Raw genomic sequence first — 21,755 nt, 5'->3', positions numbered from 1 at the left:
TACAACACCGTGCGACGCCACTCGGCGCTGGGCTACCTCACCCCGGCCGACTATGCTCGCCACTGCACCCACGAAATGGAACCCGACGACTCACACAGAGACCGGACCTAACAACGGGGGCGGCCCAGGGCCAACCCGACGCGCCGTCGGCGATCGCAGGGGTCTACCGCGTGACCGACGTCGGGCAGCGGACCTTCGCGGGGTCTGAGATCAGTCAGGTCGCGTTCGGGCAGATCGCCGTGGCAGGGCGGGCGAGGGCGGCCATCCGGTACACGGACGGGACCTACCAGGACGGCATGTACTCGCTCGAGGACGGCAGTACGGTGACGCTGTCCCTCTACCCGAAGCGCAACGGCGATCAGGGCCTCATCCGAGACGTGGAGACGACGATCAGCCTCGCATTTGTGAAAGCCGGCTCGGGAGACCTGAGGCTCTCGGGCGAGGGCCTCGACCTCACGCTCGTCAGCGATTCGGAGAGGCGCTACCTCTTCGACCGCGACTTCAGCTGGTCGCCCCGGGAACCGATCAACCGCTGATCGTGCCCATAGACGGCAGGGTTCGCCTTGCCGCCCCGACCCCGACAGCGCCGTACGGTTCGCGACACTCAGCGGCCGAACAGGCGGGAGAACAGCCCCTTCTTCTTCTCCTTGGGCTCCTCGCTGCGCGCGGCCTCGTCGGCCGGTGCGGCCTCGCCTTCGGCAGAGGCGGTGTCCCGCTCGCGAGCGGCGGGTTCGGACTCAGCCTCCGCGCCACGGTCGGTTCCGGCCGTGGCAGCGGCCGCCTCGGCGGGGGAGGGTCGGACATCGGAGCGCTCAGGGGTCTCTGCAGCCGGCACTTCGGCACGGTCGGACCGAGGCTCCTCCGGACGTGCAGGAGTCGAAGTCCCTGCGGACGATTCCTCACCCGTGGTGCCCGCCGCAGCGGCTGCCTCGTCGGCCTCGGGGGAGGAGTCGGCAGCGACCGGAGCCTCGGCGCGGTCGGGAGTCGGCGTCTCCGCAGGCGAGGCGGCGGCCGGGGTCGGCTCCTCGGTCGCCACCGTGATTCCGGTGATCTCCGAGTACTGCGTCGCGGCTTCTCCCTCGAGGGGGGCGTGGACCTCGCAGTTGGAGATCCGTCGCATCTCGTCGAAGCTGATGTCGGCGCTGCCGTCGGCGAAGAGCAGTCGCAGGCCGCCACCTGCCAGCGGTGCGGTGGGGATGCCGCGCTTGGCGACGTACGCTGCGAGGGCGGCGCGATGGTCGTTGACCGTCGTCTGGGTCAGCCCCTGCATGAGGGCGCGCACGGATGCCTTGACCGTGGGCTCGGGAAGCACGAGCTCGGGCACGTCGACGAGCAGCCAGACCGTCGTCCCCGCACCGGCCGCAGCCGGATAGTGCGCCCACTTGCCGGTCGCCTCCTTCGCCGCGAGCGTGAGACGCAGAGCGAGCTCGTCGTCGAGGTCGAGTTCCGGGGTGACGAATTCGCTGAGATCCTCTGCGGCTCCGAACTTCCGCACCTCGTGGGAGAGGCCGACGACGGCCTCGGGGAACTCGTTGATGTTCTCCCACCCCCACAGCCATGTCCCCTGGGACGTCGACTCCGATCCGAGGAGATGCGGTCGGGTGCGCAGCGCTGCGCCGTCCTCGTCGGTGAACGTGAGATGCGGATCCGCGGTGAAGTCGACCTCCCAGGCGGCATCGGCGATGAGGACGCCGAAATGCGTCTGCGTCTCCGTCGAGAGGAAGACGGCGCGGTTGACGAGGTCCTGCAGTGTTGTGCTCATGCCCTCAAGCGTACGGGGGTGCACCGACAATGCGAGGAGGCACGCGGATTCCCGGCTCGTGTCAGTGCCGTCTGGTGTCCTGAGGGCACGGCGCTCGGCGGATCCGGATCATGCGAAGGAGGAGGATCGATGTAAGATGATGTGTTGCGCTCTCAGCACTCGACTGTTCAGTCTCGAATCACGAACCCCAGGATGTCCACTGTGGCCCTCTTGCGCCTGACCCTGAAATTTGCGAAGTCCTACTGGCTCTTCATCGTCTTCGTCGTCGTCCTCCAGCTGGCGTCGACGATCGCCGCCCTCTACCTGCCGAGCCTCAACGCCCGGATCATCGACGAAGGTGTGGCCGAGGGCGACACCGACTTCATCTGGTCGACGGGCATGACGATGCTCATCGTCTGCCTCGTCCAGGTCATCACCGCGGTCACCGCGATCTACTTCGGGGCCCGGTCGGCGATGGGAGTCGGCCGCGACATCCGCCGTGCGATCTACAGCCGCGTCGACGAACTCTCGACGCTCGAGGTCGGGAGGTTCGGCAGCGCCACCCTCATCACCCGCAACACCAACGACGTCCAGCAGGTGCAGATGCTGGTCCTCATGACGCTCAACTTCATGGTCTCGACCCCGATCATGTGCATCGGCGGCATCATCATGGCCTTCCGTGAGGACCCGGGGCTCTCGTGGCTCGTCTGGGTCTCGGTGCCCGTCCTCTTCGTCGTCGTCGGCATCCTCGTCGTCCTCCTCATGCCGCTGTTCCGGCGCATGCAGGACCAGGTCGACGACATCAACGGAGTCCTCCGGGAGCAGATCAGCGGCATCCGGGTCATCCGCGCATTCGTCCGCGAGCCGTTCGAAGCCGACCGGTACGCCGACGCCAACCGCGCCCTGACCGAGACCTCGGTCAAGGTCGGCAACCTCTTCGTCCTCATGTTCCCTGCGATCATGATGATCCTCCACCTCGCCACCGCAGCCGTCCTCTGGTTCGGCGGGCACCGCGTCGACGCGGGTGTCATGGAGGTCGGGTCGCTCACCGCGTTCCTCCAGTACCTCCTCCAGATCCTCGTCGCCGTGATGATGGGCGTGTTCATGGTGATGATGATCCCGCGTGCCGTCGTGTGCGCCGAACGCATCTGCGAAGTCCTCGACACGAAATCGTCGATGGTCATCCCCGACGGGGTCGCGGAGCTGCCCCGCCGAGGCGAACTCGAGTTCCGCAACGTCACCTTCGGTTATCCCGGCGCCGAGGTTCCGGTCCTCGAGGACCTCACCTTCACCGCCCAGCCGGGCACGACGACGGCGATCATCGGGGCGACCGGATCCGGCAAGTCGACGATCGTCGGGCTCATCCCGCGGCTCATCGACCCGCAGGCCGGCGAGGTGCTCATCGACGGTGTGCCCGTGAGTGCATTCAACCGCCGGCAGCTCGCTCAGCTCGTCGGCCTCGTCCCGCAGAAGCCGTACCTGTTCTCCGGCACGATCGCCTCGAACCTGCGCTTCGGCAGCGAGTTCGCCGACGACGCGCAGCTGTGGGAGGCGCTCGAGACCGCACAGGCCGCCGACTTCGTCGCCGAGAAGCCCGACCGGCTCGAGGAGAGCGTCTCCCAGGGCGGGACGAACTTCTCCGGCGGTCAGCGTCAGCGGTTGTGCATCGCCCGAGCGCTCGCTGCCAAGCCGCTCGTCTACGTCTTCGACGATTCGTTCTCCGCCCTCGACGTCGCCACCGATGCCCGTTTGCGGGAAGCCCTCGGACGCACCACGGGAGAGTCGACGGTCGTCGTCGTCGCCCAGCGGGTCTCGACGATCCGCGACGCCGACCAGATCCTCGTCCTCGACGATGGGAAGATCGTCGGCCGCGGCACCCACGACGAACTCCTCGAGACCAATGCGACCTACCAGGAGATCGTCGAATCCCAGCTCACCGCGGAAGGGGTGAACTGACATGGCGAAGAAGGACCCGCACGACGCCGAACCCACCGCGACGAGCGGTGCGGCCGTGGCCGCCGAAGCCGAGGACGACTACGTTCCCCACGGCGACGACGGAGACATGTTCGGGGGCACCCCGGCCCGCAAGCCCAAGCACTTCTGGCCCTCGGTCAAACGGCTCTTCGGGCTCATGGCCAGTGAGAAGGCCGGCCTGGTCAGGGTCGTCCTCCTTGTCATCGGCTCGGTCGTCCTCACCGTCGTCGCCCCCAAGGTGCTCGGCAAGGCGATGGACGTCATCTACTCCGGCGTCATCGGCGCTCAGCTGCCCGCCGGAGCGAACATCGAGGACATCATCGCCGGCGCACGTGCGCAGGGCCGCGACGACTACGCGGACATGCTCGCCACCGCCGGAGTGGTGCCGGGACAGGGCATCGACTTCACCGCGCTCGGCCAGATCATCATCATCGTCCTCCTCATGTACCTCGTCGCCTCGATGCTCATGTGGGCGCAGGGCTACATCCTCAACGCCCTCGTCATGCGCGTGATCTACCGACTGCGTGAGGACATCGAACGCAAGATCAACCGTCTGCCGCTGCGGTATTTCGACACGCGGCAGCGCGGTGACGTGATGTCGCGGGTGACGAACGACGTCGACAACATCCAACAGGCCCTGCAGCAGGCGTTCTCCCAGCTCATCCAGTCGGCGCTGACGATCATCGGCATCGGCGTGATGATGTTCGTCGTGTCCTGGCAGCTCGCGCTGCTCGCCCTCATCGCGCTTCCGCTCTCGGCGATCATCGCCGGGGTCATCGGCACCCAGGCGCAGAAGAGGTTCAAAGCGCAGTGGAAGTACACCGGCGAGGTCAACGGCCACGTCGAGGAGTCCTTCTCAGGACTCGACGTCGTCCGGGCCTTCGGTCGTGACCAGGTCATGCTCGACGAGTTCGACCGCCGCAACGAGGAGCTCTACCGTGCCTCGTCGGGTGCTCAGTTCGTCTCCGGGATGATCATGCCCTCGATGCAGTTCGTCTCCTACCTCAGCTACGTCCTCATCGCCGTCGCCGGCGGTCTGCGCGTGGCCTCGGGGCAGATGACGCTCGGCGACGCAACGGCGTTCATCCAGTACTCCCGGGAGTTCTCGCAGCCCATCTCCGAGATGGCCGGGGTGGCGAACATGCTCCAGTCCGGCGTCGCCTCGGCGGAGCGGACGTTCGAGCTCCTCGACGCCGACGAGGAGGAACCCGACGACGCGAGGGCGCAGCTGCCGCCGCGGACTCCCGGTCAGGTCGACTTCTCACACGTGAGCTTCCGCTATGCCGAGGACAGCCCGCTCATCGAGGACGTCTCCTTCACCGCCGATCCCGGGCACACCATCGCGATCGTCGGACCCACCGGTGCCGGCAAGACGACCCTGGTCAACCTCGTCATGCGGTTCTACGAACTCACCGGAGGGACGATCTTCCTCGACGGCGTCGACATCCGCGACCTCACCCGCGCCGATCTGCGCTCGCATGTCGGCATGGTCCTCCAGGATGCGTGGCTGTTCGAGGGAACGATCCGTGACAACATCCGCTACGGGCGGCTCGATGCCACGGACGAGGAGGTCGTCGAGGCGGCGAAGGCGACGATGGTCGACCGCTTCGTCCGCCAGCTTCCCGACGGCTATGACACGGTCATCGACTCCGACGGGGGAAGCGTGTCAGCAGGTGAGCGTCAGCTCATCACGATCGCACGGGCCTTCCTCGCCGATCCCTCGCTGCTCATCCTCGATGAGGCCACCTCGTCGGTCGACACGCGCACCGAACTCCTCGTCCAGCAGGCGATGGCCGCGCTGCGCACGGACAGGACCTCGTTCGTCATCGCTCACCGCCTCTCGACGATTCGCGATGCTGACACGATCCTCGTCATGGAGAACGGCGCGATCGTCGAACAGGGCACTCACGAGGAGCTGCTCGCCGCCGAAGGCGCCTACCACCGGCTCTACATGACCCAGTTCCGCGGTGAGGACGCGGAGGAGCACTTCACCTCCGAGGTCCTCGACGAAGCGGAATCCGAGCCCGGCATCCGCGGCGATGCGGCGGCCCTCGCCGAGGACGAGGCCGACGCGACGGTGGCTCGGGCCGAAGCGACAGAAGGCGACGAGGTCGAGAGCCCCGGAGTCGCCGACGCCGCGGTCGAGCGATCGAAGCCGGAGTAGCATCGAGCGTCGGTCCCGTCGATGACGGGGCCGACGCGTCGCCGCAGCCGCAGCGCAAGGAGTGCTCGGTTGCCTATGGGGCGGGAGAACCCGGGCGGTCCGCAGGTAACGATATTCGGCGATGGATCGGCCGACTTCGCACAATCGCAACATCGTGACATCTCCTCGGCGGACGCCGACCCACTCGACCGGCATCGCCCAGCGCGGTGCCCGACGCGGCTCGAGGCGGCAGTCTCACCAGGACCGATCGACGCACGGCCGGCGCCGACGGTGAGCGCGGCAGGAGCTGACAGGCGATCTTGTCCACAGATTTGACCACAGATGTGGTGACAATGTGATAACGGTCGGCCGTGATGTGCATCACAGATCCGTCATGAACTCAATGAACGAAACTCCCCAGTCGTGCTCAACCTGAGTACCGTCCAGATCACCCACAGCAACAGGTCCGCCGGCCGAGCGGACACCGTTGGAAGGACGATCATGAAACGGCTCATCCTCGCGACCACCCTCGCACTCGCCGTCACCACCCTGGGTGCCATGCCTGCCGCTGCAACGGCACCGGACATCGTGGCACAGGCGAGCAGCACCACGGACCCATCCCCAGACCCTGCTGCCGATGCCGACGGCTCCACCGACGAGCCCGACGGCACGTCCACCTCGGAGGGCACCGATGACGCCGGCGCCGCCGACGGAACGGACACCGACTCGGGCACCGCCGACACGCAGGGACAGGCAGAAGGCGGTGTCGACGGCACCACCGGACCCACCACCCCCGGTGAAGCCGATACCGACGGCACCGACGAGACCGAAGGCACCGACGACACCGACGGCACTCCCACTGAATCCCCGGAGGCAGAACCTCTCAATCCCGCGCTGTTCCTCGATTCCGGCGAGGTCACCGTCAGCGACATCACCAACCCCGACGTGGGACTCCGGTTCTTCGTCGAGGGAGTCCTCGCCGGTGACACCATCGCCTGGGGCGACGGCGACGGAACCCACGCGACGGCCCAGGAGGACGGCACCTTCACCGGGACGTTCTTCACCACCCAGGACGTCTCGCCCGGCGACACAGTCACGGTCACCGTCGACGTGCAGCGGGGTGAGGAGAGCGCGACGCTCTCCGCATCCGCCACCGTCATCGAAGGCGAGGGGGAGACTGAGCCTCCGGCAGACACGTCGACTCTCGACATCAGCCCCGGATCACAGCAGCTCAACGACTTCCTCAAGGGCGGCGTGGACCTGATGATGACCGGCTGCAACGTCGACTCCGAGGTGAGCTTCCGCATCAGCACCATGTACGACCCCGACACCACGGTGTGGGAGACCACCCAGGTCGCCGGTGAGGACGCCGCTGCGGCAGTCAACTACACCCCGCCCGAGGTCGACGACGGCTACGGCTTCATCGGCGAATACCTCGTCATGGCCTCGTGTGGCGACCAGTATGAGGAAGGGTCGTTCACGGTGACGCCGAACGGCAGCGACACGATCGACCTCACCCTCTCGGTCGATCCTGAGCGACTGCCTGCCGTCGACTTCATCAACCGCGACAAAGGCGTGACCATGACGATGAACAACTGCACTGCCGGTGAGGTGCGCTTCCAGGTCTGGGGCTTCGAGCCCGGAGAACTCCTCTACGATCGGACTGCTCCGACCAACGAGGTGGGACGCGCAGCCGTCCAGACCTACGGCCTCTCGAACGATGCCTCAGCCTACGTCGGCAAGTACCAGGTCGAGGCCACGTGCGGTGAGGAGACGCTCACCGGACAGTTCGTCGTCACCGCCTCTGGCGGCGGAGGTGGAGGAGACAACGGCAACGGCGGCGGAGGCGGCGGAGGCAACTCCGGTTCGATGCCCCGCACGGGTGCCGAACTCACCGGACTCGGAGCAGGTGCACTCCTCATCCTCGCCGGTGCAGGCGCAGTCCTCTTCGCCCGCCGACGCGGACAGCTCGAGAAGTGACAGGTCTCCCGTCAGGTCGGTGACCCCACCCGGCCCGACGGCGAACGCAGAGCGGCCCCGGAGCCTCGACGAGATGTCGAAGCCCCAGGGCCGTTCACTGTGCTCAGCCGGCAGAGATCAGCGCTGCGCTCGGCAGGCTGAAGCGATCTCCGGATTCAGCGGGTCGAGACGAGGGTGCGCACGGCGGAGGAGAAGAACCCCTGGCCGTCGACACCGCTGCCGTCCGGGCCGAAACCGGCCTCGACGGCGTGCTCAGGGTGGGGCATGAGGCCGACGACGTTCCCGGCCTCGTTCGTGATCCCGGCGATGTCGCGCATCGATCCGTTGGGGTTGCCGCCCTGATAGCGGAAGACGACGCGACCGGTGGCTTCGAGCTCGTCGAGGACCTCCGGGGTTGCGACGTAGCCGCCCTCACCGTTCTTCAGCGGGATCCGGATCGTCTGACCCTGCTCGTAGTCGCTTGTCCACGGAGTGTCCGCGTTCTCGACGAGGAGGTCCTGATCGCGGCAGATGAAGTGCTGGTGGTCGTTGCGGATGAGGGCGCCCGGCAGCAGGTGCGATTCGCAGAGCACCTGGAAGCCGTTGCAGATCCCGAGGACGGGCATCCCCGACTCAGCCGCTTTGACGACGGACTCCATGATCGGGGCGAACCGGGCGATCGCCCCGGCGCGCAGGTAGTCGCCGTAGGAGAATCCGCCCGGCAGAATGACCGCGTCGACCCCGTCGAGGCTCGTGTCGGCGTGCCAGAGATTGACCGCCGAGGCGCCGGCCAGGGTGACGGCGCGTGCGGCGTCACGGTCGTCCAGGGTCCCGGGGAACGTGACGACGCCGATCCTCGCACCGGAGTCGGCAACCGCCTCGGCGGCGGGAGCGGTCGTTGCTGTCATCAGGCGTCCTCGGCGACGCGCACGGCGACGACGTTCTCGATGACCGGGTTCGACAGCAGAGTCTCAGCGGCTTCGCGAGCCTGCGCGAGAACCTCATCGGTGGCCTCGCCGTCGACCTCGAGTTCGAAGCGCTTTCCCTGCCGGACCTCTCCGAAGCCGGAGAACCCGAGTCGGGTGAGGCCACCGGCGAGCGCCTTGCCCTGCGGATCGAGGATCTCGGGCTTGGGCATCACTTCAACGACGACACGTGCCATGCGTGTTTGACTCCTTTGAGAATGTGGTCGGGAGCCGCCTCCCGCGCTCGCCCCAAGTCTAGCAAGCACGGGGAGCACATAGCCGCCCCGGCTCCCGGTGCGGACACCGGGAGACAGGGCGGGCGGAGGTGGTCGGCCTCAGGAGTCGAAGCCCATGCCCACGGCGTCGAGGATCTTGAGCAGCGGGCCGCGGCGTCCCTGGTTCTCATCGGCCTTGATGAGCGCCTTGGTCGTCATCGTGATCCCCAGCCACGCAACGGGTTCGGGCGGGAACGGCAGCGGCTGCTTCCGCACCATCTCGAGCCGGGTGAGCTCGGTGTCCTCCCCGGAGAGGAGATCGAGCATGACGGTGCCCGCGAAGCGCGAGGCGCCGACGCCGAGGCCGGTGAAGCCAGCCGCCATCGCCACCTTCCTGTCGTAGGCGACGGTGAAGAACGCGAAGAAGCGCGAGCACGTGTCGATCGCCCCGCCCCACTTGTGGGTGAAACGCACCCCCTCGAGCTGCGGGAACGTCTCGTAGAAGTGCCGGGCGAGGGTTTCGAACGTCTCCCGATTCTGGTCGTACTTCCACGACACCTGACGGCCGTAGTGGTACACGGCGTCCCACCCGCCGAAGAGGATCCGGTTGTCGGCGGTGAGCCGGTAGTAGTGGAACCGATTCGCGCAGTCGCCGATGCCCTGCCGCCCCTCCCAGCCGATCGCCGCCATCTGCTCATCGCTCAGCGGCTCCGTCATGAGCGCATAGTCGTAGACCGGCACGGTGTGGAGACGGGCGCGCTTGAGTAGGGAGGGGAAGACGTTGGTCGCGAGCGCCACCCGGTGGGCGCTGATCGACGCCTGCCCGGCGCGCCCCGTCCGGTCACCGGAGACGGGTTCGGTGGTCACGGTCACCGTCGTCTTCCGATCGCGGAGCCCGGTGACCTTCGTGCCCTCGTACACCTCGACGCCGAGTTCCCGGATGACGCGCAGCAGCTCCCAGCACAGCTTCGCCGGGTTGAGCATCGCGACCTCGCGGGAGTCCCAGAGCGCTCCTTTGTACGTGGGGGAGCGGACGAGGTCGGCGAGCTCCTGCTGCGAAAAGAAGATGAATCCGGCCTCGGGGTCGTGGCCTGCGCGGAGGTCGGCGACCTGGTAGTCCTCGGTCGCGACGTCGAGTTCGCCGGTGCGTTCGAACTCGCAGTCCATGCCGTACTTCGCGACAGCGGCCTCGATCGCGTCGAGGTTCTCCCGGCCGAGCGCGGCGAGGCGCTCGTTCTCCGCCGGCAGGTGGGTCTCACCGTTGTCGTAGCCGTGGGTGAGGCTCGCGGCGCAGAAACCGCCGTTGCGTCCCGAGGCCGCCCACCCGACGGTGTTGGCCTCGAGGAGGATGACCCGCCGATCGGGGTCGCGCTCCTTGGCCTGGAGCGCGGTCCACAGCCCGGTGAACCCGCCGCCGACGACGACGAGGTCGGCGTCGGTGTCTCCGGTCAGCGGCGGCAGGGGTGCCGGGCGCTCATCGGTGTCGAGCCAGAACGGAACGGTTGAGGCGTCGGCCAGGGCGGCTTTGACGTCCATGTCACTTCGCTTTCTGCCTTGCGGCACTGGTGGTGCTGGGTGGGTCAGTGGGGTCCCCACCGTCATCCTGCCATCGTCTTGATGATCTCGGTCGAGTTGCTGCCGGCCCTGCGCAGCACGAAGCCGACGAAGGCCAGGGCTGCCAGGGTGAGGACGAACATCACCGTTGAGATCGCCGCGACCTCGGGGCGCAGGGCCACGCGGACGGCGGAGAAGATGTAGACCGGCCACGGGGTGTAGCCGGGCTGCTGGACGAAGCTCGAGAGGATCGTGTTGTCGAGGCTGACGGTGAACGACATGAGCGCACCGGCGAGGATGCCGGGTGCTGCGATCGGCAGGGTGATGTCGCGGAACCGCCGCCACGGGGTGGCGCCCAAGTCGGCTGCGGCATCCTCGAGCTGGGTGTCGATGCCGGCCAGGCGGGCCCGGACGATGAAGGTGACGATCGCCATCGAGAACATCGCATGGGAGATGATGAGGCGCACCAGGCCGTTGTTGATCGGGGTGATGCCCCAGTCGACGCCGAGGGTGACGAACCACGGCAGGAACGAGATGCCGTCGACGATCTCCGGGGTGACGAGGGTGAGGGCGAGCAGGCCGGTGAGTCCGAGCGCCCACCACGCGCCCTTCGGCGCCCGGGCCAGCGCCACTCCGCCGAGGGTGCCGAAGACCGTCGAGACGATCGCGGCACCGACGGCGGCCTGGAGGCTGGTGACGACCGAGGAGATGATGATGTCGTTGTTCAGCCCCGTGATGTAGGCGTCGAGGCCGAAGCCGCGGAAGGCCGCGAGCACCCGCCCGGTGTTGAACGAGTAGGCGATGATCACGGCGATCGGGATGAAGAGGTAGATGAAGACGAGGATGCCCCAGACGTTGAGTCCGATGTCCGTGGGCGTCCTCCGGGCGAAGGTGTTCTTCTTCGACATGTCATGCCCTCCCGTCGGTGAGCGGAACGCTGTTCAGCTTCGCTGCGATCTTCTGGCCCAGCCACAGCAGCGCGAACCCGATGCCGACGACGGCGAGGGTCGCTGCGATGAGGATGAGCGCCATGGCGGCCCCGAGCGCCCAGTTCTGCGAGGCGTTGAATTGGTTGGCGATGAGCTGGCCGATCATCGACCCGCTGGCCCCGCCGAGGACGGTGGCCGTGACGTAGTCGCCGTTGAGCGGGATGAAGACGAGCAGGCAGCCGGAGATGATGCCTGGCATCGCCATCGGCAGGGTGACCCGGAGGAACGTCGTCACCTTGCCCGCGCCGAGGTCGTAGCTGGCTTCCCGCAGTCTGCTGCCGGAGGCGTCGATGGCGACGAAGAGCGGCAGGATCATCAGCGGCAGGTAGTTGTAGACGACGCCGATCTGCACCGCGGCACGGGTGTAGAGGATGTCGAGCGGGGCGTCGAGGATCCCGATGCCCTGCATCCACTGCGAGAGGAACCCGTCGGGGGAGAGCATGATCTGCCAGCCGAGGGTGCGGACGAGGAAGTTCGTCCAGAACGGGACCATGACCAGCGCCAATGCGAGCGAGCGCCTCGCCGGGGCGACCTTGATCGCTAGCCAGTACGCAAACGGCAGGGCGATGACGAGGCAGAGGAACGTGCCGAGCAGTGAGATCCGCAGGGTCGCGAAGAACGTCGCGATGAAGCTCGCAGACAGTGCTTCGGGGTAGCGGTCGAAGGAGAGCTGATCGGTGGCCACGGCCGTGAACTGGTCGGGTTTGTAGCCGAAGCTGTAGAAGACGACGAGGGCGACGGGGATGACGAAGAAGAACAGCGCGTACGCCCAGGTCGGGAACGACATCGCAGCCGCACCGAAGACCCGGGTGGCCAGGCCGCCGGACCTGCGCTGCGGTGCCGGCGCCGAGGCGGTGGTGCCGTTCTCGTCGGGACGCTCTGCTGCCGTGGTCGGCTGCTGGGTGGGTGTGCTCATGCTCCGCTCCTTGCCTGGGCGTCGGCGAGGATCGTCGTCCGGATCTGGTCGGCCGGAGTCTGAATGCTCGGCTCCAGTCGGTCGAGGACCTCCTGCGTGGGAAAGATCAGTGCCTGTTCGCTGAGATCGGCGGCCTTCGCCTGCTCGGCGAGGCCCTTCGTCCCGATCGGGTAGCCGATGTAGTCGAGCTGGGCGACCGCGGTCTCCGGCGAGATCATCTGGTTGATGAACGCGTGCGCCGAGTCCGGGTGCGGTGCCCCGGTCGCGATCGCCCAGTTGTCCATCCACAGGTTTGCCGTCGGGGTCGGGAAGACGAACTTCCAGTCCTCGGGGTTCGTCACCTCCGACAGGCCCTGCCGGGCGTCGCCGTTGAACGCCTGGAGGAGCGTGAAGCTGCCCTGGATCATCCCGGTGGCGACGTTGCCGATGTAGGCCTTCGTGTTCGGGGCGATCTGGTCGACGACGACGGCGCGGGCCTCCTCGAGTTCCCTCTCGTCCTCGGTGTTGAGGCTGTAGCCGAGGGTGGCCAGGGCGATCGCCGTGACCTCCCACGGGTCCTCGAGCAGCGAGGTCGTGCCCGCCGCCTCGTTCTGTGCGGTGTCGATGAAGTCCTGCCAGCTGGTGAGCTCCCGGTCGATGGCCGAGGTGTCGTAGACGAAGCCGGTGGTGCCCCAGGCCTTGCAGATCGTGTACTCGTTCTTCGGGTCGAAGTACTGACCGGTGAAGTTCGGATCCATGTTCGAGAAGTTCGGGATGAGGTCGAGGTCGAGCTTCTGGAGAAGATTGTGGTTGAGCATCTGCGGGATGTTCGACCCGGTGGGGACGACGACGTCATAGCCCGAGGTCCCGCGCGTGGTCGAGAGCTTGGCGACGAGCTCCTCGTTCGAGCCGTAGCTGTCGACCTGGACGAGGACGTCGTTCTTCTTCTTGAACGCGTCGATGAGCTCGGGGTTGTCGTAGTCACCCCACGTGTAGAGGTTGAGCTTCGACTCGAGTTCGCCGTCGACCGGGGGAGAGGCCGCCATCTTCGTCGTCTTCCCGCACGCGCTCAGCGCCCCGAGCGAGGCGACGCCGAACCCGGCGAGCACGGCCCGCCGGCTCAGCCGCTTCGCCGCCGCCCGTGGGGCGAGGAAGTGCACATCGGCCACCTCACTCACCGCCTTCCGTGCCGTAGACGGCGACGGCGTCGGCATCCCAGCTCAGGTCCACCTCGGCGTCGGGACCGAGGATCTGGGAACCGGCGGCGGGCACGCGGGCGAGGATCTCGTCGTTGTCGCCGACGACGACCATGTACTGGACGACATCGCCGAGGAAGGACGTCGAGAGCACCCGGCCGCGGGCACCGTTCGTGGTCGGGGGCTGGGAGCCTGCCGGACTCACGCGCATCCGTTCGGGTCGGATGGCAGCACGGACCCGGTCGCCCACGGTCAGGGTGCGGGCCTCGGTGCTCGCCGAGGCGGGGCGGAGCTCGGTCACGGCCGTCTCCATCACGGTGTTCGCCGTCCGCAGCCGCACGGTGTCGCCGTCGGCGGCGATCACCTCGGCGGGGACGAAGTTCTGCTTGCCGATGAAGCCGGCGACGAAGCCGTTGGCCGGGTCCGCGTAGATCTCCTCCCCGGAGCCGATCTGCTGGATGACGCCGTCGTACATGACGACGATGCGATCGCTCATCGCCAGCGCCTCCTCCTGGTCGTGGGTGACGAAGACGAACGTCGTGTCGAGCTTCGCGTGGAGGCGTTTGAGCTCGAGCTGCATCTCCTCGCGCAGCTTCCGGTCGAGGGCCGACATCGGCTCGTCGAGGAGGAGGACCTGCGGCCGGTTGACGAGTGCCCGGGCCAGGGCGATGCGCTGCTGTTGGCCGCCGGAGAGCTGCTCGGGTTTGCGGCCGGCGAAGTCCTCCATCCGCACGAGGGAGAGCACTTCGCGGACGCGGTCGGCGATCTCGGCCTTCGGGGTCTTCGACTGCTTGAGGCCGTAGGCGATGTTGTCGGCGATGTTCATGTGCGGGAAGAGCAGGTAGGACTGGAACACCGTGTTGACCGGCCGCTTGTGCGGGGGCAGGGAGACGATGTCGCGGCCGGCCAACAGGATCTGCCCGTCGGTCGGCGCTTCGAAGCCGGCGATCATCCGCAGCAGCGTCGTCTTCCCGCAGCCCGAGGGTCCGAGCAGGGAGAGGAACTCGCCCTGTCTGACGCCGAGGTCGAGTCTCTCGATCGCGGTGTTCTCACCGAAGACCTTCTTCACTCCGCGGATCTCGAGGTGATCGGTTCCGGCCGGGGCGGGGTGGGCCGTGGCGGCCTCAGTCGTGACGGTCATGATGGCCTTTCTTCAGAGGTGGTGTCGTGGACGACGATGCCGCCCGCGATCGTCAGCGCAGTCCGGGTCTCGGAGATGCGGCCGGGGTCGAGGTCGAGGGGGTTGCGGTCGGCGAGTGCGAGGTTGGCTCTCTCGCCGAGGCGGATCCCGCCGTTGGCCTCCGAGCGCAGCAGGTGCGCGGAGCCGGCGGTGTAGGCGCGCAGCGCGGTGGCGACGTCGATGGCCTGCGCAGGCACAAGCGGAGCAGGGTCGCTCGACTCGGGGTGCGAGCGGTTGACGGCGACGTGGATGGCGTCCCACGGGTTCGGCGTCGACACCGGCCAGTCCGAGCCCATCGCCAGATGCGTCCCGGAGTCGGCGAAGCCGCGGAACGGGTACTGCCAGTCGGTGCGCTGCTCGCCGAGGCACGGGATGTTGAGGTCGACCATCTGTTCGTCGCGGCTGGCCCACAGGGCCTGGAGGTTCGCGGTGATCCCGAGGTCGGCGAAGCGGGGGATGTCGGCGGGGTCGACGACCTGGACGTGGGCGATGTGGTGGCGGGCATCGGGTCTGCGGTCCGCGCCGAGGGCGGCGAACGCGTCGAGGGCCGCGCGCACCGCGGCGTCGCCGATCGCATGGCAGTGGATGTCGAAGCCGGCGGCGTCGAGGGCGGCGAACGCCTCGTTGAGGTGCTCTCTCGTGAAGTAGCTCGTGCCGAAGCCTCCGCAGCCACACGTGTACTCCTCGCTCATCGCCGCGGTGCGGGATTCGACGATGCCGTCGAGCATGAATTTCACCGAGGTAGTGCGGAAGGATCCGTCCGTGCGGCGGCGGGTGGTGAGCTCGGCGACCTGGGCGGGGACGTCGTCGACGTCGCGCGGCCACCACAGGCTCCCGACGACCTCGGCGGTGAGCTCGCCGGACTCTGCGGCTCGGACATAGCTGTCGAAGTTCGACCGGTGCCCGCCGTAGTCGCCGACGATCGCGTCCATCCATGCGGTGACCCCGAAGGAGGCGAGGTAGGACTGTCCGGCGAGCAGTCCCGCGCGCAGGTCCTCGTCGGAGGTGGGAGGGAGGTGGGAGGAGACGAGGTCCATCGCGGACTCGTGGAGGCAGCCGATCGGCTCACCGGCCGTGTCCTTCTCGATGACCCCGCCCTCGGGGGTCGGCGTCCGCGCGTCGAGACCGGCCAGGCGCATCGCCGCACTGTTCACCCACGCCGAATGGTGATCGGCGCTGAGCAGGAGGATCGGACGGTCGGCGCTGAGGTCGTCGAGGAGGTCTGCGGTCGGCACGCCGCCTGCGAAGTCGGCCATCGACCAGCCGCCGCCGACGAGCCAGTTCGCGCTCGCCTCGCCGCGGTCGGCAGTCGCAGCGAGGTGGTCGGCGACGACCGCGCGCACCTCGTCCGCGCCGTGGGTCCCGCTGAGGTCGCAGCCGAGCGATTCGAGGCCGCCGAAGGTCGTGTGGACGTGGGCGTCGACGAACCCGGGGGTGAGCAGCCCGCCTCGGGCGTCGACGGTGCGGGTGTCCGGGGTCGCCGGCGCGAGCTCGCCGAGCGCGGCGATCCTGCCGTCGCGGATGCTCACGGACGTCGCAGGAATGACCTCGCCGCCGTCGAAGACGACGGCGTCGACGATGTCGAGATCGGCAGGTGTGTATGCGGGGGTGGCAGCGGCGGGTGCTGCTGAAGGGTCAGGGGTCACTGGGGTCCACCGACTTCCTTGTCGTCTGGTGCGCGTCTCCTCAAGAGGGGCGCACTGGCTGTCATTCTGGGTCTGGGTTCGCTCCCGGCGGCAGTCGCTGTCTGGAGCCGTGATCCGATCGTGTCCCGGAGGTGACCGGGACGGTCCATCACGTCGTGAAGATCGTGTCCTGCCACGCGTGGTGCGGGTCCTCATGCTGGTCGATGAAGACGTGCTTGATCTGGGTGTACTCGTCGAACGAGTACTGGCTCATGTCCTTGCCGAAGCCGGACGCCTTGTACCCGCCGTGCGGCATGTCGGAGACGATCGGGATGTGCTCGTTGATCCACACGCACCCGGCCTCGATGTCCGCCGCGGCCCGCAGCGCCCGGTTCGTCGACCGGGTCCAGGCGCTCGCCGCGAGCCCGTACGGGGTGTCGTTGGCGAGCGCGATCGCCTCGTCGTCGGTGTCGAAGGGGACCGCGACGAGGACGGGTCCGAAGATCTCGTCCCGCCACACCTCGGCGTCGGTGTCGATGCCGGTGATGAGCGTCGGAGCGTAGTAGGCCGTCGACTCGGGGTCTCCGGGAAGATCCCCGCCGAGGTGGTCCCGGGTGGGGATCTGCCCGCCGGTGCGGATCGTCGCCCCGGCCTCCCGGGCGCGCTCGACCATCGCGGCGACGCGGTCGCGGTGGGTGAGCGAGATGAGCGAGCCCATGTCGGTGGCCGGTTCGGCCGGGTCGCCGAGGCGCACGCCTGCCATGAGCTCGGCGACACGGTCGGTGAAGGCCTCGAAGTGTTCGGCGGCGACGATCGCGCGGGTCGCCGCGGTGCAGTCCTGTCCGGAGTTGATGAGCGAGCCGGCCACGGCGCCGCGGGCTGCGGCTTCGATATCGGCGTCGGCGAAGACGACGAGCGGGGCCTTGCCGCCGAGTTCGAGGTGGACGCGGGCCCCCTTGCGTGCGGCGAGATCCATGATCCGCCGGCCCACGGGAGTCGATCCGGTGAATGAGGTCATGACGACGTCGGGATGGGTGACGAGCGCTTCGCCGGCGTCCCGGCCGTCACCGGCGATGACGTTGATGACTCCGGGTGGGAATCCGGCTGCGGTGGCCGCCTCGGCGAGGATGAGGGAGGTCCCCGGTGTCATCTCCGAGGTCTTGAGGACGATCGTGTTGCCCGCGGCCACGGCAGGGAGGATCTTCCACGCCGCCATCTGCAGCGGGTAGTTCCACGGGGCGATCGAACCGACCACCCCGAGGGGCTCCCGACGGATCATCGACGTCGACTTCTCCCAGTACGTGCCTGCCGACAGGCCGGTGAGCTGCCGGGCGGCGCCGGCGAAGAACCGGGCGTTGTCGATCGACCCGGGGACGTCGAACTCGGTGGCCAGACGGATCGTCTTGCCCGTCTGCGCCGACTCGAGGGCCGCGATCTCCTCGCTGCGCGCCTCGAGCTCGTCGGCGAGGCCGAGGAGGAGGTCGGCGCGCTCGCCCGGAGTGAGCGCCTTGAACGCCGGGTACGCCGCCTTCGCGGCAGCGACGGCCTCGTCGACGTCGTCAGCGGTGGCGAGCCGATACGTACCGGTCGTCGCTGCCGTGGCGGGGTTCGTCAGGGTGAACGGTGCTCCCCGTCCCTCGTGCTGTTCGCCGTTCCAGTGGTGCATGCATATCGGTTCCCGCCTTGTGCGTGTGGACCTGCGCCGGTGATGCGGTGTGGCGCGGGTCACTGTTTCGGATCACAGTAACGGATTTCGCTCATGAGTTCCACTAGATCCGTCGTATGAGACCGGAAGTGACGGGAGAACGCTTGCCGAAAGCGCGAATGACCTGCTGAAACAGTGGTCCGCCGAGGTGGTGACGAGGTGAGGCGCCCACCGACGAGCAGATGACGCTGAGTGTCGATTCCTCAGTCGGAAACCGACACTCAGCGTCCTCAACTCGTGTTGGAGGCGCGGGATTACGCGGGGAAGGACTCGCCGGTGAGCGTCTCGAACGCCTCGATGTAGCGGGCGCGGGTCTTCTCGACCACCTCGGCGGGCAGGGCCGGCGGGGGAGTGTCCGAGGACCTGTCCCACCCGGACTCGGTCGTCAGCCAGTCGCGGACGAACTGCTTGTCGAAGCTCGCCTGCACGGTGCCGGGCGCGTAGGACTCGGCGTCCCAGAAGCGGGAGGAGTCGGGAGTGAGGACCTCGTCGGCGAGGACGATCGTCCCGTCGGGCAGCGTCCCGAACTCGAACTTCGTGTCGGCGAGCACGATGCCGCGCTCCCGGGCGATCTCCTCGGCGCGGGAGTAGATGTTCAGGGTGAGGTCGCGGATCCGCTTGGCCTGGTCGGCGCCGATGGTCTCGGCGACCTGCTCGAAGGACACGTTCTCGTCGTGGTCGCCCAGTGCGGCCTTCGTCGCCGGGGTGAAGATCGGCGGCTCGAGCCTGTCGGCCTCGGTGAGACCCGCGGGCAGCTCGACGCCGCACACGGCACCCGTCTCCCGGTAGTCGCTCAGGCCGGAGCCGGTGAGGTAGCCGCGGGCGACGCACTCGACGGGGATCATCGTGAGGTTCTGGACGATGAGCCCGCGCCCGCGCACGGCCGCGGGGACGTCGGTGCTGATGACGTGGTTGCCGATGATGTCGGACAGCTGATCGAACCACCACAGGCTCAGCCCGGTGAGCACCCGGCCCTTGTCGGGGATCTCGGTGTCGAGGACCCAGTCGTAGGCGGAGATCCGGTCCGAGGCGACCATGAGCAGGCGCTCGGCCGAGGCGATGTCTGCTGCGTCCTCGGGGATGTAGAGGTCACGGACCTTGCCCGAGTACACGTGAGTCCAGCCCGGGAGCACCGGGGCATCAGAGCCGGGCGCTGCGGTGGGAGCGGTGTCACTCGAACCGGCAGGGCCTGCCTCCGCTCCTGCCTCGGGGGCGGCATAGATGTCGGCGACTTCGATCGTCCCGGCCGCGGCCGCCTCGGCGATGTCCGTGCGGTGCTGCTCGCCGTCCCAGGAGATCTCGTCGACGGCGGCGTACGCTCGGGCCCGTGCCTCGTCGAGGTCGGCGCCGAGGGCGACGACCGAGAGGACGCGTCCCCCGGCGGTGAGGACGTCGCCGGCGCCGTCCTCGGACGTGCGGGTGCCGGCGTGGAGGACGGAGACGTCCTCGCGGGCGTCGGCGGCCTCGAGTCCGGCGATGACATCGCCCGTGCGAGGGCTCTCCGGGTAGCCTTCGGCGGCCATGACGACGGTGACCGCGGTGCGCGGATCCCAGTCGAGCTCGCCGACCTCGTCGAGGCGGCCCTCGGCGGCGGCGAGCAGCGGCTGCCCGAGCGGGGTGCGCAGGCGGGCGAGGACGGACTGGGTCTCGGGGTCGCCGAAGCGGACGTTGAATTCGACGACGCGCAGGCCCTTCGAGGTCAGGGCCAGCCCGCAGTAGAGGAGACCGGTGAACGGGGTGCCGCGGCGGGCCATCTCGTCGACGACGGGCTGGGCGACGGTGCTGACGATGCCCTCGACCATGCCCGCAGGTGCCCACGGCAGCGGCGAGTAGGCGCCCATGCCGCCGGTGTTCGGTCCCGAGTCGCCGTCGCCGATGCGCTTGAAGTCCTGGGCGGGGGCGAGCGGCACGGTCCGGGACCCGTCGCAGAGGACGAAGAGGGAGACCTCGGGTCCGTCGAGGTAGTCCTCGATGACGACCCGGTCGGAGACCTCGAGGCACGAGTGCGCGTGGTCGAGGGCTGCCTGCCGGTCGGTGGTGACGACGACGCCCTTGCCCGCGGCGAGCCCGTCGGCCTTGACGACGTACGGGGCGCCGAAGTCGTCGATCGCAGCGGCCGCCTCGTCTGTGGTGTAGGCGACGACGGTGCGCGCGGTCGGCACCCCCGCCGCCTCCATGATCTCCTTGGCAAACGCCTTCGAGCCTTCGAGGTGTGCGGCCTCGGCGCTCGGACCGAAGACCGGGAACGAGGCCTCACGCAGGGCGTCGGCGACCCCGGCGACGAGCGGGGCCTCGGGTCCGACGACGACGAGGTCGACGTCGAGGCGTTCGGCGAGCGCGGTCACCGCCTGCGCGTCGGAGGCGTCGAGCGCCTCGGTGTGGGCGATCGCCGCGATCCCCGGATTCCCGGGGGCGGCGATGACGGCGTCGACCTGGGGGTCGCGGCTGAGAGCAAGGACGAGGGCATGTTCGCGGGAGCCCGACCCGATGACGAGAACCTTCACACGACCAGCCTATAAGGTCGTACGCTTGAGTGCGTGAGCCTCTCCACCTTCACCCCCGCCGAGGCGGTCGAGCTCGCCGTCGTCGAGCGCAGCGGATTCGTCGAGTCCCGTCACCTCGGTTCCGCCGTCGTCCTCGACCCTGACGGGTCCCCGGCGCTCAGCCTCGGGTCGCCCACTGCCCCGATCTTCACCCGCTCGAGCCTCAAACCGCTTCAGGCGCTCGCCGCGATGTCGCTCGGCGCCGACCTCACCGGGACCGCGGCGGCGCTCGCCACCGCCTCCCACCGCTCAGAGGCCGGGCACGTCGAGACCGTGACCGCGATGCTTGAGTCCGCGGGACTGAGCGCCGACGACCTCCGGTGCCCCTCCGTCCACCCCGCCGACGGGGCCTACCGGCGCAGCCTCGCCGAGGCGGGAGACCCGATCTCGCCCGTGCACTTCAACTGCTCCGGCAAACACGCAGCCTTCCTCCGTGCCGCCCACGCCGTCGGTGCGGACACCGCGAGCTACCTCGATCCCGCCCATCCCGTCCAGGTCCGGGTCGCCGAGGTGGTCGCCGCCTTCGCCGAGGAAACGCCGCCCGCGGTCGGCACCGACGGGTGCGGGGCTCCCGTGTTCGCGCTCAGTCTCACCGGTCTCGCCCGGGCGATCGGCCGCGTCGTCGGCCTCGGTTCAGCTGTGCCCGGATCTGCGACACCCGGATCCGTGGCACCCGGGCTCGCCGACTTCGCCGACCACGCCCGCACCCTCATCGAGGCGGTGTTCGCGCAGCCGTGGGCGATCGAAGGGCACGGGCGACCGAACACGACGGTCATCGAGCGCCTCGGCGTCTTCGCGAAGGGCGGTGCCGAAGGCGTCATCGTCATGGCCACCCGGGACGGTCACGCCGTTGCGCTCAAATGCCTCGACGGCTCGTCGCGAGCCACCGGCCTCGTCGCCCTCACCCTGCTTCGGCGGGCGGGTGCCCTGCCGGAGGTCGGCGACGACGAACTCGCCGAGGTCGCCCGTCTCATCACCGAGCCCGTCACGGGAGGCACGGATTCCGAGGGGCGGACAGCGGTCGTCGGCACCGTGCGCGTGAGCGAAGATGCAGCAGGAGGAGGGAGCTGA

General features: G+C 68.5%; 16 protein-coding genes. 5 read left to right on the top strand and 11 right to left on the bottom strand.

Going from position 1 to position 21,755, the window contains the following annotated elements; translation table 11 throughout:
- Nucleotides 1–170 precede the first annotated feature (170 nt).
- Nucleotides 171–536 carry a hypothetical protein gene (locus BC102111_RS09870; protein ID WP_180960610.1) on the top strand — a complete coding sequence of 122 codons (366 nt, stop codon included), beginning with the start codon at nt 171–173 and terminating at the stop codon, nt 534–536.
- 68 nt (nt 537–604) lie between these two features.
- Here BC102111_RS09870 and BC102111_RS09865 read toward each other — a convergent pair whose 3' ends face one another.
- The gene (locus tag BC102111_RS09865; protein WP_101624205.1) at nt 605–1,762 is read right to left on the bottom strand and encodes a DUF6882 domain-containing protein; all 1,158 of its coding nucleotides are present in this window, start codon (nt 1,760–1,762) and stop codon (nt 605–607) included.
- 201 nt (nt 1,763–1,963) lie between these two features.
- Here BC102111_RS09865 and BC102111_RS09860 point away from each other — a divergent pair, with 201 nt between their 5' ends.
- The 3 genes from BC102111_RS09860 to BC102111_RS17785 all read left to right on the top strand — a co-directional run bounded on the left by BC102111_RS09860 (nt 1,964) and on the right by BC102111_RS17785 (nt 7,838).
- Nucleotides 1,964–3,697: an ABC transporter ATP-binding protein gene (locus BC102111_RS09860; RefSeq protein ID WP_101624204.1), complete on the top strand. Its 1,734-nt coding sequence runs from the start codon at nt 1,964–1,966 to the stop codon at nt 3,695–3,697.
- Nucleotide 3,698: 1 nt separating this feature from the next.
- Nucleotides 3,699–5,879, top strand: a complete 2,181-nt coding sequence (locus BC102111_RS09855; protein WP_063250298.1) for an ABC transporter ATP-binding protein — start codon at nt 3,699–3,701, stop codon at nt 5,877–5,879.
- Between the two features lie 480 nt (nt 5,880–6,359).
- Nucleotides 6,360–7,838 carry a hypothetical protein gene (locus tag BC102111_RS17785; protein ID WP_156491173.1) on the top strand — a complete coding sequence of 493 codons (1,479 nt, stop codon included), beginning with the start codon at nt 6,360–6,362 and terminating at the stop codon, nt 7,836–7,838.
- A 155-nt stretch (nt 7,839–7,993) separates the two neighbouring features.
- Here BC102111_RS17785 and purQ read toward each other — a convergent pair whose 3' ends face one another.
- The 10 genes from purQ to purD all read right to left on the bottom strand — a co-directional run bounded on the left by purQ (nt 7,994) and on the right by purD (nt 20,645).
- The gene (gene purQ / locus BC102111_RS09845) at nt 7,994–8,725 is read right to left on the bottom strand and encodes a phosphoribosylformylglycinamidine synthase subunit PurQ (RefSeq protein ID WP_009377585.1); all 732 of its coding nucleotides are present in this window, start codon (nt 8,723–8,725) and stop codon (nt 7,994–7,996) included.
- Entirely contained in the window at nt 8,725–8,979 is a 255-nt protein-coding gene (purS, locus tag BC102111_RS09840) for a phosphoribosylformylglycinamidine synthase subunit PurS (RefSeq protein WP_009377587.1), read from the bottom strand. Before purS ends, purQ begins: the two co-directional genes overlap by 1 nt.
- Before the next feature lie 138 nt (nt 8,980–9,117).
- The gene (locus BC102111_RS09835; RefSeq protein WP_095376180.1) at nt 9,118–10,533 is read right to left on the bottom strand and encodes an NAD(P)/FAD-dependent oxidoreductase; all 1,416 of its coding nucleotides are present in this window, start codon (nt 10,531–10,533) and stop codon (nt 9,118–9,120) included.
- Nucleotides 10,534–10,595: 62 nt separating this feature from the next.
- Nucleotides 10,596–11,459, bottom strand: coding sequence for an ABC transporter permease (locus BC102111_RS09830; RefSeq protein ID WP_009377599.1), 864 nt, complete (start codon nt 11,457–11,459; stop codon nt 10,596–10,598).
- Nucleotide 11,460: 1 nt separating this feature from the next.
- Complete coding sequence (locus tag BC102111_RS09825; RefSeq protein ID WP_063250302.1) at nt 11,461–12,456, bottom strand: ABC transporter permease; 996 nt, start codon at nt 12,454–12,456, stop codon at nt 11,461–11,463.
- Complete coding sequence (locus BC102111_RS09820) at nt 12,453–13,613, bottom strand: polyamine ABC transporter substrate-binding protein (protein WP_009377602.1); 1,161 nt, start codon at nt 13,611–13,613, stop codon at nt 12,453–12,455. Before BC102111_RS09820 ends, BC102111_RS09825 begins: the two co-directional genes overlap by 4 nt.
- Nucleotides 13,606–14,772 carry an ABC transporter ATP-binding protein gene (locus BC102111_RS09815; protein WP_009377603.1) on the bottom strand — a complete coding sequence of 389 codons (1,167 nt, stop codon included), beginning with the start codon at nt 14,770–14,772 and terminating at the stop codon, nt 13,606–13,608. Before BC102111_RS09815 ends, BC102111_RS09820 begins: the two co-directional genes overlap by 8 nt.
- Entirely contained in the window at nt 14,769–16,457 is a 1,689-nt protein-coding gene (locus tag BC102111_RS09810; protein ID WP_101624203.1) for an amidohydrolase, read from the bottom strand. The genes BC102111_RS09815 and BC102111_RS09810 overlap by 4 nt, the downstream gene beginning before the upstream one ends.
- 148 nt (nt 16,458–16,605) lie before the next feature.
- On the bottom strand, nt 16,606–18,102 hold the full coding sequence (locus tag BC102111_RS09805; RefSeq protein WP_101624202.1) for an aminobutyraldehyde dehydrogenase: 1,497 nt from the start codon (nt 18,100–18,102) through the stop codon (nt 16,606–16,608).
- A gap of 293 nt (nt 18,103–18,395) precedes the next feature.
- Nucleotides 18,396–20,645 carry a phosphoribosylamine--glycine ligase gene (gene purD / locus BC102111_RS09800; protein WP_101624201.1) on the bottom strand — a complete coding sequence of 750 codons (2,250 nt, stop codon included), beginning with the start codon at nt 20,643–20,645 and terminating at the stop codon, nt 18,396–18,398.
- A 33-nt stretch (nt 20,646–20,678) separates the two neighbouring features.
- Here purD and BC102111_RS09795 point away from each other — a divergent pair, with 33 nt between their 5' ends.
- The gene (locus BC102111_RS09795; protein ID WP_101624200.1) at nt 20,679–21,755 is read left to right on the top strand and encodes an asparaginase; all 1,077 of its coding nucleotides are present in this window, start codon (nt 20,679–20,681) and stop codon (nt 21,753–21,755) included.

This window comes from Brevibacterium casei CIP 102111, from assembly GCF_900169275.1.
In the GTDB taxonomy this organism is placed as follows: domain Bacteria; phylum Actinomycetota; class Actinomycetes; order Actinomycetales; family Brevibacteriaceae; genus Brevibacterium; species Brevibacterium casei.
Note: the sequence above shows the minus strand (reverse complement) of the source record. Positions and strands in the feature narration are given on the sequence as shown.

Excerpts from the sequence above, each read along its gene's own strand:
- purS (WP_009377587.1), bottom strand. The coding sequence starts at position 8,979 with ATGGCACGTGTCGTCGTTGAAGTGATGCCCAAGCCCGAGATCCTCGAT.
- purQ (WP_009377585.1), bottom strand. The coding sequence starts at position 8,725 with ATGACAGCAACGACCGCTCCCGCCGCCGAGGCGGTTGCCGACTCCGGT.
- BC102111_RS09825 (WP_063250302.1), bottom strand. The coding sequence starts at position 12,456 with ATGAGCACACCCACCCAGCAGCCGACCACGGCAGCAGAGCGTCCCGAC.
- BC102111_RS17785 (WP_156491173.1), top strand. The coding sequence starts at position 6,360 with ATGAAACGGCTCATCCTCGCGACCACCCTCGCACTCGCCGTCACCACC.
- BC102111_RS09815 (WP_009377603.1), bottom strand. The coding sequence starts at position 14,772 with ATGACCGTCACGACTGAGGCCGCCACGGCCCACCCCGCCCCGGCCGGA.
- BC102111_RS09855 (WP_063250298.1), top strand. The coding sequence starts at position 3,699 with ATGGCGAAGAAGGACCCGCACGACGCCGAACCCACCGCGACGAGCGGT.
- BC102111_RS09805 (WP_101624202.1), bottom strand. The coding sequence starts at position 18,102 with ATGCACCACTGGAACGGCGAACAGCACGAGGGACGGGGAGCACCGTTC.
- BC102111_RS09865 (WP_101624205.1), bottom strand. The coding sequence starts at position 1,762 with ATGAGCACAACACTGCAGGACCTCGTCAACCGCGCCGTCTTCCTCTCG.
- BC102111_RS09830 (WP_009377599.1), bottom strand. The coding sequence starts at position 11,459 with ATGTCGAAGAAGAACACCTTCGCCCGGAGGACGCCCACGGACATCGGA.
- BC102111_RS09835 (WP_095376180.1), bottom strand. The coding sequence starts at position 10,533 with ATGGACGTCAAAGCCGCCCTGGCCGACGCCTCAACCGTTCCGTTCTGG.